The sequence below is a fragment of the Fictibacillus marinisediminis genome, assembly GCF_023149135.1.
Classification (GTDB): domain Bacteria; phylum Bacillota; class Bacilli; order Bacillales; family Fictibacillaceae; genus Fictibacillus_C; species Fictibacillus_C marinisediminis.
Window position 1 is genome coordinate 119,619 of the sequence record NZ_JAIWJX010000002.1, and the last position, 13,712, is coordinate 133,330.

Here is a 13,712-nt window from a genome sequence, read left to right on the forward strand (position 1 = left end):
ATGAGCCGTTCCGACCTTTATTGACAAGCCTTTTGGGCTGTGATAATGTGGTAAAAGTAGTATAGATATCGTGGATGAGTGGGTCTTAACAGCACGGAAGGTGTTATTATGCGAAAAAAAGTTATTTTAGCCTGCGGTCAATGCAACAGCCGAAATTATACCACCATGAAAAACCAGGCAGAAAATCCTGAACGTATCGAGGTTAAAAAGTTTTGCAGTCATTGCAATGCGCACACTACCCACAAAGAAACGAAATAAAAGGCCGGCTAGCCGGCTGTTTTCAAAGTAAGAAAGGTAAGACTGTGAGGAATTCGGCAGGGCTATGTCTAGCTGCAGCGCCCACCCAGATCGCATGCGCTTTTCTTACTCATATATCAATCAGGTAATGGGGGTAACATGATGGCTGACATTGCTGAAAAAACAAGGAAATCACCTGCAAAGTTTTTATCCGACGTTAAGAAGGAAATGAAAAAGGTAAGCTGGCCGAAACGTGATGAGCTGATCCGCTATACAACTATAACGCTCGTAACAGTGGTTTTGATGGCAATCTTTTTCTGGGCAGTTGATCTTGGCATTTCAAAGCTTATTGAACTCATTTTAGACTAGTTTGATTATATAGAAACATAACTGGATACAATGCTAGAGTATATCCGCTTAGGAGGGAAAGGACACGGGTTGTCCCGATGAATATGGAAAAAAACTGGTATGTCGTTCATACTTATTCAGGGTATGAAAACAAAGTGAAAACGAACCTGGAAAAGCGCGTGGAATCAATGGGAATGTCGGACAAGATCTTCCGTGTGCTGGTTCCTGTTGAAGAAGAAACAGAAATCAAGAACGGCAAAACAAAAACCGCTATGAAAAAGGTGTTTCCTGGATATGTTTTGACTGAAATGGTCATGACGGATGATTCATGGTATGTGGTTCGAAATACGCCGGGTGTTACAGGATTCGTCGGATCTGCAGGAGCGGGTTCAAAACCGACTCCGCTCTTGCCTGAAGAGGTTGAACACATTCTTAAAGGCATGGGCATGGAAGAGCCTCGCATCGAAGTGGATTATGAGCTGAAGGAAGCAGTCAAAGTTAAAGAAGGACCGTTTGCTGACTTTGTCGGTACCATCGAAGAAATCGATCCGACGAAACGAAAACTCAAAGTTCACGTGAATATGTTTGGCCGCGAAACCCCGGTTGAATTAGATTTCAACCAGGTCGTCAAGCTTTAATTTTTGAAGTAATTTCAAAAACACTTGAAATCCAACTTAAAAAGTGATAGACTTTTTAATGTTTGATATTTCTAAACAACTGCTTTCTCCTAAGCAAGGGGGAAGCGTATTTTTGAGTGGGAGGGTATATCATACCCATATACCACATCACGGACTTAAGGAGGTGTGTCGCGTGGCTAAAAAGGTTATTAAAATGGTAAAGCTTCAGATCCCTGCTGGTAAAGCAAATCCGGCACCACCGGTTGGACCTGCACTAGGACAAGCTGGTGTTAACATCATGGGATTCTGTAAAGAGTTTAACGCTCGTACTGCTGATCAAGCTGGTTTAATCATTCCGGTTGAAATCACGGTTTTTGAAGACCGTTCATTTACATTCATCACTAAAACTCCTCCGGCTGCTGTTCTACTAAAAGTAGCTGCTGGAATCGAGTCTGGTTCAGGTGAGCCGAACAAGAAAAAAGTTGCAACTGTAAAACGTGATAAAGTTCGCGAAATTGCAGAATCAAAAATGCCTGACCTAAACGCTGCAAATGTTGAATCTGCAATGCGTATGGTTGAAGGTACAGCACGCAGCATGGGAATTGTTATCGAAGACTAATTCTAATGCTTCCAAAGGGTTGCGAGTAAAGGAGACATCCTACCGGTAACGGTTCGCAACCTTTATTAATGGAACCAAAGCCGGACGGAACGCATGATAATCATCGGCGTTCCCAAAAGGCATGGCGGCCTCAAAATCTCGAGAGACCGCTTAAGTGGGAGGAATATCCGCTAAACCACATAAGGGAGGAAATTTTTACAATGGCTAAAAAAGGAAAGAAATACCAAGAAGCGGCTAAATTAGTAGACCGCCAAAAATCTTATGAAGCTTCTGAAGCAATCGAGCTTGTTAAAAAGACTGCGACAGCTAAGTTTGATGAGTCTGTAGAAGTAGCAGTACGTCTTGGAGTAGATCCTAAGAAAGCGGACCAACAAGTTCGTGGCGCTGTAGTACTTCCGCACGGAACTGGTAAAACTCAACGTGTGCTAGTATTTGCTAAAGGCGAAAAAGCGAAAGAAGCAGAAGCTGCTGGAGCAGATTTCGTAGGCGATACTGACTACATCAACAAAATCCAACAAGGTTGGTTTGATTTTGATGTAATCGTAGCAACACCAGACATGATGGCTGAAGTTGGTCGTCTTGGACGCGTATTAGGGCCAAAAGGTTTAATGCCTAACCCTAAAACTGGTACAGTTACATTTGAAGTTGAAAAAGCGGTTAACGATATTAAAGCTGGTAAAGTAGAATATCGTGTAGATAAAGCTGGAAATATTCACGTGCCGATCGGTAAAGTTTCTTTCGACAACGACAAGTTGGCTGAGAACCTTGGTACAATCATCGACACATTGCTTAAAGTGAAACCAGCTGCTGCGAAAGGGACTTACGTTCGTAACGTAGCAATCTCTTCTACAATGGGACCTGGAATCAAAGTTAACCCATCTAACTTTTCTCTTAAAAAATAGTTGACACACATTAATTAGACTGTTATAGTTGTTAATGTTGTAAATAAATATCTATGTCATGCCGTAGACAGCGGGGGCTTAATGCTTAATTATCCTGCCGAGGTGTGTAGCACAGAATAAATCAATTATTGATTGCTTAATTTCTGACACTACGCCTTCATGTCTAACATGAAGGCTTTTCTTATGGCTACGGTATGAAGATGACTAGACTATTCTACAGGAGGTGTAAGGATGAGCAGTATTCTTGAAACTAAGAAGCAATTGGTTTCTGATATCGCTGGACAATTGCGTGAGAGCAAATCAACAATTCTTGTTGACTATCGCGGTTTGACTGTAGCGGCAGTAACTGAGCTTCGTAAACAACTTCGTGATGCTGGGATCGAGTTTAAAGTTTACAAAAACTCAATGGCTCGACGTGCAGCTGACGAAACTGGCTTATCTGAGCTTAACGAGCATTTGGTTGGTCCTACAGCAATTGCATTCAGCAATGACGATGTAGTAGCTCCAGCTAAAATTCTTAACAACTTTGCTAAGGAAAATGATGCTCTTGAGATCAAAGCTGGTGTAATTGAAGGCCGTATCGCATCGGTTGAGGAAGTTAAAGCTCTTGCAGATCTTCCATCACGCGAAGGACTTCTTTCTATGGTACTCAGCGTGCTTCAAGCTCCAATTCGCAACTTTGCGTTGGTTACTAAAGCGGTTGCTGAACAAAAAGAAGAACAAGGCGCATAAGCTTTGCGTTTTAACTGATTTATAGATTTAACTAACTAAGGAGGAAATTATAATGTCTAAAGAAATCATTGAAAGCTTAAAAACTATGACAGTTTTAGAACTTAACGACCTAGTTAAGGCAATTGAAGAAGAATTTGGTGTAACTGCTGCAGCTCCTGTAGCTGTAGCTGGTGGAGCTGCTGGTGCAGACGCTGCTGCTGAGCAAACTGAATTTGATGTAGTTCTTACAAGCGCTGGCGCTTCTAAGATCAAAGTTATCAAAGTAGTTCGTGAGCTTACAGGACTTGGTCTTAAAGAAGCTAAAGAACTAGTTGACGGCGCTCCAAGCAATGTTAAAGAAGGCATTGCTAAAGAAGAAGCTGAAGAAATGAAAGCTAAACTTGAAGAGGTTGGAGCTTCTGTAGAAGTTAAGTAATTTTAAATCAAAAAGGGTTCGCCAACAGGCGGACCTTTTTATTTGGAGGATAAGAAAGCATAAAAACTATGGAGCATTCGGCGAAGTATTGTCCAGCTCCAGCGCCCAGGGCTGAAAACGTATTTCTTGTTTTCAGCATAAGTCCTCGGAGGACGAATTGAAAAACCACAATTCGTCTTAGGTCGCTTCACTCTTGCCCCTCAACACAAAAAGCGTGTTGAGGGGCAAGAGTTCCAGCGCTTGTCGGACTTAAACAGGGCACTTGCGCTTATCTTGAGTAATCTTGGTCATACTGAAAACAGGAATTCCTTTTAAGGAAAGGAAGATGAACATGGGTGGTCATTATTATTCTGAGCGGCCGGACGTAAAGAGCGATCCGAAAAACTGGACGTTTACGCTTAGAAACCATGAGTTCAAATTCACATCTGATTCCGGTGTCTTTTCAAAAAAGGAAGTAGACTTCGGAAGCCGATTGCTGATTGAAGAATTTGTATCTCCGGGAATTGAAGGAGATTATTTGGATGTTGGATGCGGCTATGGGCCGATTGGACTCGCGATTGCTAAAGAAAATCCAAGCCGGCGTGTGCTGATGGTGGACATTAACGAGCGCGCCCTGGAATTGTCTGCGGAAAACGCGAAGAAAAACGGGATCTCCAACATCGAAGTGCGAAAAAGCAGCCTGTTTGAAAATGTTGCAGAAATGGGATTTGCGGCCATTCTTACAAACCCGCCAATCCGTGCAGGAAAAAAGGTTGTCCATCAGCTGTTTGAAGATTCGTATGATAAATTGCAGACTGATGGGGAATTATGGATCGTCATTCAAAAGAAACAAGGTGCTCCATCTGCGATTGAAAAACTTCAATCCGTATTTGCGGAAGTGGAGACTGTTTCAAAAAGCAAAGGGTATTATATTATTCGAGCGATAAAACGTTGACTCTGTATGGAGTCTATGCTAATATTATAAAATGCCAATGAATTCACATTTTCTGCCCTTGTGTTCAAATGCAGAAAAAACCTCGATATTACAACCTTTTAAGGTATATCAAGAGAAGAATTTGGACAAAATTATATAATCTGTTGCTCGATTGAAATTGTGGTTTTAATAAAAACCCTTTTTCTTTTTGTCTTTCTGACATTCAATAATAGAATGTTAGAGTATATAGGAACAAGAAAAAACGCTGGATTTGAGGGGTGAATCAGTTGACAGGTCAACTAGTTCAGTTTGGACGCCACCGCCAACGAAGAAGTTACGCAAGAATTAGCGAAGTGCTTGAATTACCGAACTTAATCGAAATTCAAACTGCTTCCTATCAATGGTTTCTTGATGAGGGACTGCGTGAAATGTTCCAGGACATTTCGCCGATTGAAGATTTCACTGGAAATCTCGTGCTAGAGTTTATTGACTATAGCCTCGGAGAGCCAAAGTATCCTGTGGAAGAATCAAAAGAGCGTGATGTAACTTATGCTGCGCCGCTTCGTGTAAAGGTGCGTCTCATTAATAAAGAGACTGGCGAAGTGAAAGAGCAAGAAGTATTTATGGGAGATTTCCCGTTAATGACAGATACAGGCACGTTTGTGATCAACGGTGCTGAACGTGTAATTGTTTCCCAGCTTGTTCGTTCACCAAGTGTCTATTACAGTGAAAAGATTGATAAAAACGGTAAAAAGGGTTTCACTGCCACTGTTATACCAAACCGAGGTGCCTGGCTTGAGTTCGAAACAGACGCCAAAGATATAGTATATGTGCGCATTGACCGCACTAGGAAAATTCCTATTACCGTATTGCTTCGTGCATTAGGGTTTGGGTCTGATCAAGAAATCATCGACTTGCTTGGGGAAGATGAGTATTTAAGAAATACCCTTGATAAAGACAATACAGAAGGTACGGAAAAAGCACTCCTAGAAATCTATGAGCGCCTTCGCCCCGGCGAACCTCCTACTGTTGATAACGCCAAGAGTTTGTTAGACTCACGCTTCTTTGATCCGAAGCGTTATGATCTTGCAAGTGTAGGACGTTATAAAATCAATAAAAAGCTTCATATTAAAAACCGCTTATTTAACCAAAAGCTGGCTGAAACACTGGCTGATCCAGAAACGGGCGAAGTGCTTGCTGAAGCAGGAACATTACTCGACCGCCGTACACTGGACAAGATACTTCCTTATCTTGAGAACGGCATTGGTTTCCGTCATGTGACTCCGGCAGGCGGGGTAGCTGAAGATCAGGATATTCCGCTTCAGTCTATTAACATTTATGCTCCGGATGATGCTGATGGAGAGCGCGTTATTAAAGTAATTGGCAATGCTTATGTTGAGAAATCAGTAAAGAACATTACGGTTTCTGACATCATTGCATCTATTAACTACTTCTTCAACTTGCTTCATAGTGTTGGTAATACAGATGATATTGACCACCTTGGAAACCGCCGCTTGCGTTCTGTAGGCGAGCTTCTCCAAAATCAGTTCCGCATCGGGTTGTCCCGTATGGAACGTGTTGTTCGCGAACGTATGTCGATTCAAGATACAAATGCGATCACACCACAGGCACTGATCAATATTCGCCCTGTTATTGCTGCAATCAAAGAGTTCTTCGGAAGCTCTCAGCTTTCTCAGTTTATGGACCAGACCAACCCGCTTGCAGAACTTACGCATAAACGCCGTCTTTCAGCCCTAGGGCCCGGCGGACTTACGCGTGAGCGCGCAGGGTTCGAAGTCCGTGACGTTCACTACTCCCACTATGGCCGTATGTGTCCGATTGAAACACCTGAGGGACCGAATATCGGTTTGATCAACTCCTTATCAAGCTATGCAAAAGTAAACGAGTACGGCTTTATTGAAACACCATATCGCCGTGTAGATCCTGAGACTGGTAAAGTAACAGGACGAATCGATTACCTGACAGCTGATGAAGAAGACAACTATGTGGTAGCACAGGCGAACTCCCTTCTTGGTGAAGACGGGGAATTCCTGAACGAAGACGTCATCGCACGTTTCCGCGGTGAAAACACCATTGTCAGACGCGATCGCATCGACTATATGGACGTATCACCGAAACAGGTCGTATCCGCTGCTACAGCTTGTATTCCTTTCCTTGAAAATGATGACTCCAACCGTGCGCTGATGGGTGCGAACATGCAGCGTCAAGCGGTTCCTCTAATGGTACCGGAAGCGCCAGTCGTCGGAACAGGAATGGAGCATGTGTCTGCAAAAGATTCTGGTGCGGCTGTTATCTGTAAATACGAAGGAATTGTTGAGAAGGTTACTGCGAAACAAGTCCAAGTACGCCGCATTGAAACTATTGACGGGAAAGAAGTAGAAGGTCAGCTTGACCGCTACAACTGCCTTAAATTCATACGTTCCAACCAAGGAACTTGCTATAACCAGCGTCCGATTGTCAGCAAAGGCGACCGTGTAGTTAAAGGAGAAATCCTTGCAGACGGACCATCCATGGAAAAAGGAGAACTCGCTCTTGGGCGAAACGTTCTTGTCGGCTTCATGACATGGGAAGGCTATAACTATGAAGATGCGGTCATCATGAGCGAACGACTGGTAAAAGATGATGTATACACATCCATCCATATTGAAGAATATGAATCAGAAGCCCGTGATACGAAATTAGGTCCGGAAGAGATTACAAGAGATATCCCGAACGTAGGGGAAGAAGCTCTTCGCAATCTGGATGACCGTGGAATTATTCGTGTAGGTGCGGAAGTGAAAGATGGAGACATCCTCGTAGGTAAAGTTACACCTAAAGGGGTTACTGAACTTACAGCTGAAGAACGCCTTCTTCACGCGATCTTTGGTGAAAAAGCGCGTGAAGTCCGTGATACATCCCTTCGTGTGCCTCACGGCGGAGATGGAATCATTCTGGATGTTAAAGTATTTAACCGTGAAGACGGCGACGAGCTTCCTCCGGGAGTGAATCAGCTGGTACGTGCTTACATCGTACAGAAGCGTAAGATTCACGAAGGAGATAAGATGGCGGGCCGCCACGGAAATAAAGGTGTAATCTCCCGCATCATGCCGGAAGAAGATATGCCGTTCCTTCCAGATGGAACACCTATTGATATCATGTTGAACCCTCTGGGTGTACCTTCCCGGATGAACATCGGCCAGGTGCTTGAGCTTCACCTTGGTATGGCTGCAAGACAGCTTGGCGTTCACATGGCAACACCGGTATTTGACGGTGCACGTGAAGAAGATGTTTGGGCAACCATTGAAGAAGCGGGAATGGCCCGAGATGGTAAAACCGTTCTTTATGACGGAAGAACTGGAGTTCCGTTTGACAACCGTGTTTCAGTTGGTGTCATGTACATGATCAAACTGGCTCACATGGTCGATGACAAACTTCATGCACGTTCTACTGGACCATACTCCCTTGTTACCCAGCAGCCGCTCGGTGGTAAGGCGCAGTTCGGTGGACAGCGTTTCGGTGAGATGGAGGTTTGGGCACTCGAAGCATATGGTGCTGCTTATACTCTTCAAGAAATTCTAACCGTCAAATCCGATGATGTTGTGGGCCGTGTGAAAACATACGAAGCCATCGTCAAAGGTGAGAACGTACCAGAACCTGGAGTTCCTGAATCATTCAAAGTATTGATCAAAGAGCTTCAATCACTCGGAATGGACGTTAAGATCATGTCCGGTGACGATAAGGAAATTGAAATGCGCGAGCTTGATGATGAAGAAGATCAAGCGAGTGAAAAGCTTAATTTAAATCTTGAATCTTACACTGTAAGTGAATAAAAACAGGATATCATAAGGGAGGTTTGCTCCTTGATAGACGTAAACAATTTTGAGTATATGAAAATAGGCCTCGCTTCTCCTGATAAGATCCGTTCTTGGTCAAGAGGAGAAGTGAAAAAACCAGAAACGATCAACTATCGTACACTTAAGCCTGAAAAAGACGGTTTGTTCTGTGAACGTATTTTCGGACCTCAAAAGGACTGGGAATGCCATTGCGGAAAATACAAACGTGTCCGCTATAAAGGTGTCGTATGTGATCGCTGTGGCGTAGAAGTAACTCGTGCTAAAGTTCGACGTGACCGTATGGGTCACATCGAACTTGCTGCACCTGTTTCGCACATTTGGTATTTCAAAGGAATACCAAGCCGTATGGGTCTTGTACTCGATATGTCTCCAAGAGCACTGGAAGAAGTTATTTACTTTGCATCTTACGTGGTGACAGATACGGGTGAAACGCCGCTGGAGAAAAAGCAGCTGCTTTCTGAAAAAGAATACCGTTCATACCGTGAAAAATACGGTCAAGGGTTTACTGCACAAATGGGCGCAGAAGCCATCAGACGCCTTCTTGAAGACATCGACCTTGTAAAAGAAGTCGATCAGCTGAAAGAAGAGCTGAAAACTGCACAGGGACAGCGTCGTACACGTGCGATCAAGCGCCTTGAAGTGCTTGAAGCGTTCCGTCATTCCGGCAACGAACCATTCTGGATGATCCTGGATGTTCTTCCTGTTATTCCGCCTGAGCTTCGCCCGATGGTGCAGCTTGACGGAGGACGTTTTGCAACATCTGACTTGAATGATTTGTACCGCCGTGTTATTAACCGTAATAACCGTTTGAAGCGTCTTTTGGATTTAGGTGCGCCGAATATCATCGTACAGAATGAAAAACGTATGCTTCAAGAAGCGGTAGATGCTCTAATCGACAACGGACGACGCGGCCGTCCTGTAACAGGTCCTGGTAACCGTCCGCTAAAATCACTATCCCATATGTTAAAAGGGAAACAAGGCCGTTTCCGTCAAAACCTTCTTGGTAAGCGTGTTGACTACTCTGGCCGTTCCGTTATCGTAGTAGGTCCTCACCTTAAGATGTACCAATGCGGTCTTCCTAAGGAAATGGCACTTGAGCTCTTCAAGCCTTTCGTTATGAAAGAGCTTGTTGCCAAAGGTCTTGCTCATAACATTAAGAGCGCGAAACGCAAGGTTGAACGTGTTCAGCCGGAAGTATGGGATGTCCTTGAAGATGTAATCAGAGAGCATCCGGTATTGCTGAACCGTGCCCCGACTCTTCACAGACTGGGGATCCAAGCGTTTGAACCTACACTGGTTGAAGGACGCGCTATCCGTCTTCACCCACTCGTATGTACAGCTTACAACGCTGACTTTGATGGGGACCAAATGGCGGTTCACGTACCTTTATCAGCTGAAGCACAAGCTGAGGCACGCATTCTTATGCTGGCTGCGCAAAACATCTTGAACCCGAAAGATGGTAAACCGGTTGTTACACCATCTCAGGATATGGTATTGGGTAACTACTACCTTACGATGGAGCGTGCAGGTGCGATTGGTGAAGGGTCTGTGTTTAAAGATGCGAATGAAGCAATCGTTGCGTACGAAAATGGCTATGTCCATCTTCATACCCGTATTGCTGTTCCGGTATCCACTTTAAACAAACCTTCATTTAAAGAACACCAGCAAAATATGATGTTAATGACGACTGTCGGAAAGCTTCTCTTTAACGAGATTCTTCCTGAGTCATTCCCATACATCAACGAGCCAACAACAGCTAACCTGCAAATTGAAACGCCTGAGAAGTATTTTCTTCCTCAAGCTGCGAACATCAAAGAAGAAATCGCTAAGCATGATGAAGTAGATCCGTTTAAAAAAGGAATTCTCGGTAAAATCATTGCAGAGGTGTTCAAACGATTCAAAATTACTGAAACATCCAAGATGCTTGACCGTATGAAAGAGCTTGGATTCAAATATTCAACAAAAGCAGGGATTACCGTTGGTGTTTCTGACATCGTCGTATTGCCTGAGAAACAAGTCATCCTAACCGCAGCTGAAGAAAAAGTTACTACGGTAACGAAACAGTTCCGACGCGGTCTGATTACAGAAGACGAGCGTTATGAGCGCGTCATCAACATCTGGAGCCAGGCGAAGGATGAGATTCAGCAAAAATTAATGCTTACCCTTGATAAGAGAAACCCAATCTTCATGATGAGTGACTCTGGTGCCCGTGGTAACGCATCTAACTTTACACAGCTTGCCGGTATGCGTGGTCTCATGGCCAACCCGGCTGGTAAAATCATCGAATTGCCGATCAAGTCCAGTTTCCGTGAAGGTCTGACGGTACTCGAATACTTTATCTCTACACATGGTGCGCGTAAAGGTCTTGCCGATACAGCACTTAAAACAGCTGACTCAGGTTACTTGACTCGCCGTCTTGTAGACGTAGCTCAGGACGTTATCGTCCGTGAAGATGACTGTGGAACGGACCGTGGTCTAACAGTTGCGGCTATTAAAGAAGGCAATGAAGTGATCGAGAACCTATACGAGCGTTTAGTCGGGCGTACAGTGTTCAGAACAGTGTACCACCCGGAAACAAACGAGGTTCTTGTCAGCAAAAACGAGCAAATTACGGAAGATTCTGCAGCAGCAGTAGTTGATGCAGGAATTGAAGAAGTAACGCTTCGTTCAGTATTTACTTGTGATACCCGTCACGGTGTTTGTAAAAAATGTTACGGACGCAACCTGGCAACAGGATCTGATGTTGAAGTCGGTGAAGCTGTCGGTATCATCGCTGCCCAGTCAATCGGGGAGCCAGGAACACAGCTTACAATGCGTACCTTCCATACAGGCGGGGTAGCAGGAGACGATATCACTCAAGGTTTACCGCGTATCCAGGAGTTGTTTGAAGCACGTAACCCGAAAGGTCAGGCGTTAATCTCTGAGCTTGAAGGTACAGTGATCAATATTAATGAGTCTAAAGAGAAGCGTGAAATCCTTGTTCAAGGTGAGATTGAAACTAGATCTTACACTGTGCCATACGGCGCCCGCATTAAAGTTGCAGAAGGCGATGCTGTGGTTGCAGGGCAAGTTCTTACTGAAGGTTCAATCGACCCGAAAGAATTGATCAAAGTTAAAGGTGCAGAAGGCGTTCAAGAATACTTGCTGCGTGAAGTTCAAAAAGTATACCGTATGCAAGGGGTAGAAATTGGCGACAAACACGTAGAGGTAATGGTTCGCCAGATGCTTCGTAAAGTCCGTATCATTGATGCCGGCCACACTGATGTTCTGCCAGGCGCATTGATGGATATTCACGCCTTTACCGATGTGAACAGAAAGGTTCTTCTTCAAGGCGGCATTCCTGCCACAGGACGCCCTGTATTGCTTGGTATTACCAAAGCATCTCTTGAAACTGAATCGTTCTTGTCTGCAGCATCCTTCCAGGAAACAACACGTGTCCTGACAGATGCAGCAATCAAAGGTAAACGTGATGAATTGCTCGGATTGAAAGAGAACGTAATCATCGGTAAACTGATCCCGGCTGGTACTGGAATGTCCCTTTACAGAAATGTAGGAATGGATTCTCCTGTATCAACAGAAGAAAGTGAAACTGCTGATCACGAAGCAACAGAGCTAGTCTCACAAGATTAATAAGAGAAGTGTTGACATTGGGAGCACAACAGTGATATTATATCTGAGTGCTCCTAAGAATTGTTACTTTGGAGGATATAACGATGTCTTATGAAAAAGTGACACAGGCTTCTGATTTTATCGTAGGAACTAAGCAAACCATTAAGGCTTTGCAAAACGGGGAAGTTAAAGAGCTCGTCGTTGCCGATGATGCTGACCCTCGTGTAACCGGTAAAGTATTACAGATTGCACAGGAAAGACTTGTCCCGATTACGAGAGTCGATTCCATGAAAAAGCTTGGCAAAGCTTGCGGAATTGATGTTGGAGCCGCAACTGTTGCGATAAAAGGATAAAATAAATGTTTTTGCGACGTCACCCGCGTGGCCTCTCGCAAAAACTTTCTTTTGTCCAAAGATGAACCACCTGGTTCAGTGGTCTTAGAAAAACGTAAGGAAAGGAGGAAAAAACAAATGCCTACAATTAATCAATTGGTTCGTAATGGCCGTGAGTCAAAAGGTAAAAAATCTGACTCTCCAGCTCTTAACAAAGGCTACAACAGCTTCAAAAAAGCTCAAACCAACGTTTCCTCTCCGCAAAAACGTGGAGTATGTACTCGTGTTGGTACGATGACACCGAAGAAACCGAACTCGGCTCTTCGTAAATACGCTCGTGTACGTTTAACTAACGGAATTGAAGTGACTGCTTACATCCCTGGGATCGGGCACAACCTTCAAGAGCATAGCGTAGTGTTGATCCGTGGCGGACGTGTAAAAGACTTACCAGGGGTACGTTACCACATCGTTCGTGGTGCGCTTGATACTGCTGGTGTTAACAACCGTATGCAAGGCCGTTCTAAATACGGAACTAAGCGTCCTAAAGCTGCTAAAAAGTAAGCTTTTAAATAATGCATAAATAAATAGGAGAAAGGAGGGGACACAATGCCTCGTAAAGGACCTGTATCTCGTCGTGATGTGTTACCTGATCCAATTTACAAGTCTAAACTTGTAACTCGTCTAATCAACAAAATTATGATTGACGGTAAAAGAGGAGTAGCACAAACCATTCTTTATAATGCATTTGACATTATCAAAGAACGTACAAACACAGAACCTATGGAAGTATTCGAACAAGCTCTTAAGAACATCATGCCTGTACTTGAAGTTCGTGCCCGCCGTGTTGGTGGAGCTAACTACCAAGTTCCAGTTGAAGTTCGCCCTGAGCGCCGTACGACTCTAGGACTTCGCTGGTTAACAAACTACGCTCGTCTTCGTGGGGAAAAGACAATGGAAGAACGTCTTGCTAACGAAATCATGGATGCTGCTAACAATGCTGGAGCATCAGTGAAGAAGCGTGAAGATATGCACAAAATGGCAGAAGCGAACAAAGCGTTTGCTCACTACCGCTGGTAAAAACACAAGAGACAGTTTCTTAACTGTCTCTATCACACTATAAAAAATCATTTCCTA

13 protein-coding genes and 1 other annotated feature are annotated in these 13,712 nt (G+C 44.0%); all 13 genes read left to right on the plus strand.

What is annotated here, in order from left to right; genetic code table 11:
* The first annotated feature begins 108 nt into the window (after positions 1-108).
* The 13 genes from rpmG (at position 109) to rpsG (ending at position 13,655) form a co-directional block, all read left to right on the plus strand.
* Complete coding sequence (gene rpmG / locus LCY76_RS00700) at positions 109-258, plus strand: 50S ribosomal protein L33 (protein ID WP_062240211.1); 150 nt, start codon at positions 109-111, stop codon at positions 256-258.
* A gap of 141 nt (positions 259-399) precedes the next feature.
* Complete coding sequence (secE, locus tag LCY76_RS00705) at positions 400-606, plus strand: preprotein translocase subunit SecE (RefSeq protein ID WP_248251073.1); 207 nt, start codon at positions 400-402, stop codon at positions 604-606.
* Positions 607-689: 83 nt separating this feature from the next.
* Entirely contained in the window at positions 690-1,223 is a 534-nt protein-coding gene (gene nusG / locus LCY76_RS00710; protein WP_053356211.1) for a transcription termination/antitermination protein NusG, read from the plus strand.
* A 172-nt stretch (positions 1,224-1,395) separates the two neighbouring features.
* Positions 1,396-1,821, plus strand: coding sequence for a 50S ribosomal protein L11 (rplK, locus tag LCY76_RS00715; RefSeq protein ID WP_053356210.1), 426 nt, complete (start codon positions 1,396-1,398; stop codon positions 1,819-1,821).
* Positions 1,822-2,021: 200 nt separating this feature from the next.
* The gene (gene rplA, locus LCY76_RS00720) at positions 2,022-2,723 is read left to right on the plus strand and encodes a 50S ribosomal protein L1 (protein ID WP_053356209.1); all 702 of its coding nucleotides are present in this window, start codon (positions 2,022-2,024) and stop codon (positions 2,721-2,723) included.
* A 43-nt stretch (positions 2,724-2,766) separates the two neighbouring features.
* Positions 2,767-2,914 (plus strand) — a sequence feature (ribosomal protein L10 leader region).
* Between the two features lie 40 nt (positions 2,915-2,954).
* Positions 2,955-3,455 carry a 50S ribosomal protein L10 gene (gene rplJ / locus LCY76_RS00725; RefSeq protein ID WP_053356208.1) on the plus strand — a complete coding sequence of 167 codons (501 nt, stop codon included), beginning with the start codon at positions 2,955-2,957 and terminating at the stop codon, positions 3,453-3,455.
* Between the two features lie 52 nt (positions 3,456-3,507).
* Entirely contained in the window at positions 3,508-3,870 is a 363-nt protein-coding gene (gene rplL / locus LCY76_RS00730) for a 50S ribosomal protein L7/L12 (protein WP_248251074.1), read from the plus strand.
* A 331-nt stretch (positions 3,871-4,201) separates the two neighbouring features.
* Entirely contained in the window at positions 4,202-4,804 is a 603-nt protein-coding gene (locus LCY76_RS00735) for a class I SAM-dependent methyltransferase (protein WP_248251075.1), read from the plus strand.
* A 266-nt stretch (positions 4,805-5,070) separates the two neighbouring features.
* Positions 5,071-8,613, plus strand: coding sequence for a DNA-directed RNA polymerase subunit beta (rpoB, locus tag LCY76_RS00740; RefSeq protein ID WP_248251076.1), 3,543 nt, complete (start codon positions 5,071-5,073; stop codon positions 8,611-8,613).
* A gap of 30 nt (positions 8,614-8,643) precedes the next feature.
* Positions 8,644-12,267 carry a DNA-directed RNA polymerase subunit beta' gene (gene rpoC / locus LCY76_RS00745; RefSeq protein WP_248251077.1) on the plus strand — a complete coding sequence of 1,208 codons (3,624 nt, stop codon included), beginning with the start codon at positions 8,644-8,646 and terminating at the stop codon, positions 12,265-12,267.
* Positions 12,268-12,350: 83 nt separating this feature from the next.
* Positions 12,351-12,599 carry a 50S ribosomal protein L7ae-like protein gene (locus LCY76_RS00750; RefSeq protein WP_053356203.1) on the plus strand — a complete coding sequence of 83 codons (249 nt, stop codon included), beginning with the start codon at positions 12,351-12,353 and terminating at the stop codon, positions 12,597-12,599.
* A 117-nt stretch (positions 12,600-12,716) separates the two neighbouring features.
* Entirely contained in the window at positions 12,717-13,139 is a 423-nt protein-coding gene (gene rpsL, locus LCY76_RS00755; protein ID WP_061975662.1) for a 30S ribosomal protein S12, read from the plus strand.
* A 45-nt stretch (positions 13,140-13,184) separates the two neighbouring features.
* Complete coding sequence (gene rpsG / locus LCY76_RS00760) at positions 13,185-13,655, plus strand: 30S ribosomal protein S7 (protein ID WP_053356201.1); 471 nt, start codon at positions 13,185-13,187, stop codon at positions 13,653-13,655.
* The last annotated feature ends 57 nt before the right edge of the window (positions 13,656-13,712 follow it).

What these genes read in the sequence shown, in the direction of transcription:
- rpmG (WP_062240211.1), top strand. Translation starts at nt 109, where the DNA reads ATGCGAAAAAAAGTTATTTTAGCCTGCGGTCAATGCAACAGCCGAAAT.
- secE (WP_248251073.1), top strand. Translation starts at nt 400, where the DNA reads ATGGCTGACATTGCTGAAAAAACAAGGAAATCACCTGCAAAGTTTTTA.
- nusG (WP_053356211.1), top strand. Translation starts at nt 690, where the DNA reads ATGGAAAAAAACTGGTATGTCGTTCATACTTATTCAGGGTATGAAAAC.
- rplA (WP_053356209.1), top strand. Translation starts at nt 2,022, where the DNA reads ATGGCTAAAAAAGGAAAGAAATACCAAGAAGCGGCTAAATTAGTAGAC.
- rplJ (WP_053356208.1), top strand. Translation starts at nt 2,955, where the DNA reads ATGAGCAGTATTCTTGAAACTAAGAAGCAATTGGTTTCTGATATCGCT.
- rplL (WP_248251074.1), top strand. Translation starts at nt 3,508, where the DNA reads ATGTCTAAAGAAATCATTGAAAGCTTAAAAACTATGACAGTTTTAGAA.
- LCY76_RS00735 (WP_248251075.1), top strand. Translation starts at nt 4,202, where the DNA reads ATGGGTGGTCATTATTATTCTGAGCGGCCGGACGTAAAGAGCGATCCG.
- LCY76_RS00750 (WP_053356203.1), top strand. Translation starts at nt 12,351, where the DNA reads ATGTCTTATGAAAAAGTGACACAGGCTTCTGATTTTATCGTAGGAACT.
- rpsL (WP_061975662.1), top strand. Translation starts at nt 12,717, where the DNA reads ATGCCTACAATTAATCAATTGGTTCGTAATGGCCGTGAGTCAAAAGGT.
- rpsG (WP_053356201.1), top strand. Translation starts at nt 13,185, where the DNA reads ATGCCTCGTAAAGGACCTGTATCTCGTCGTGATGTGTTACCTGATCCA.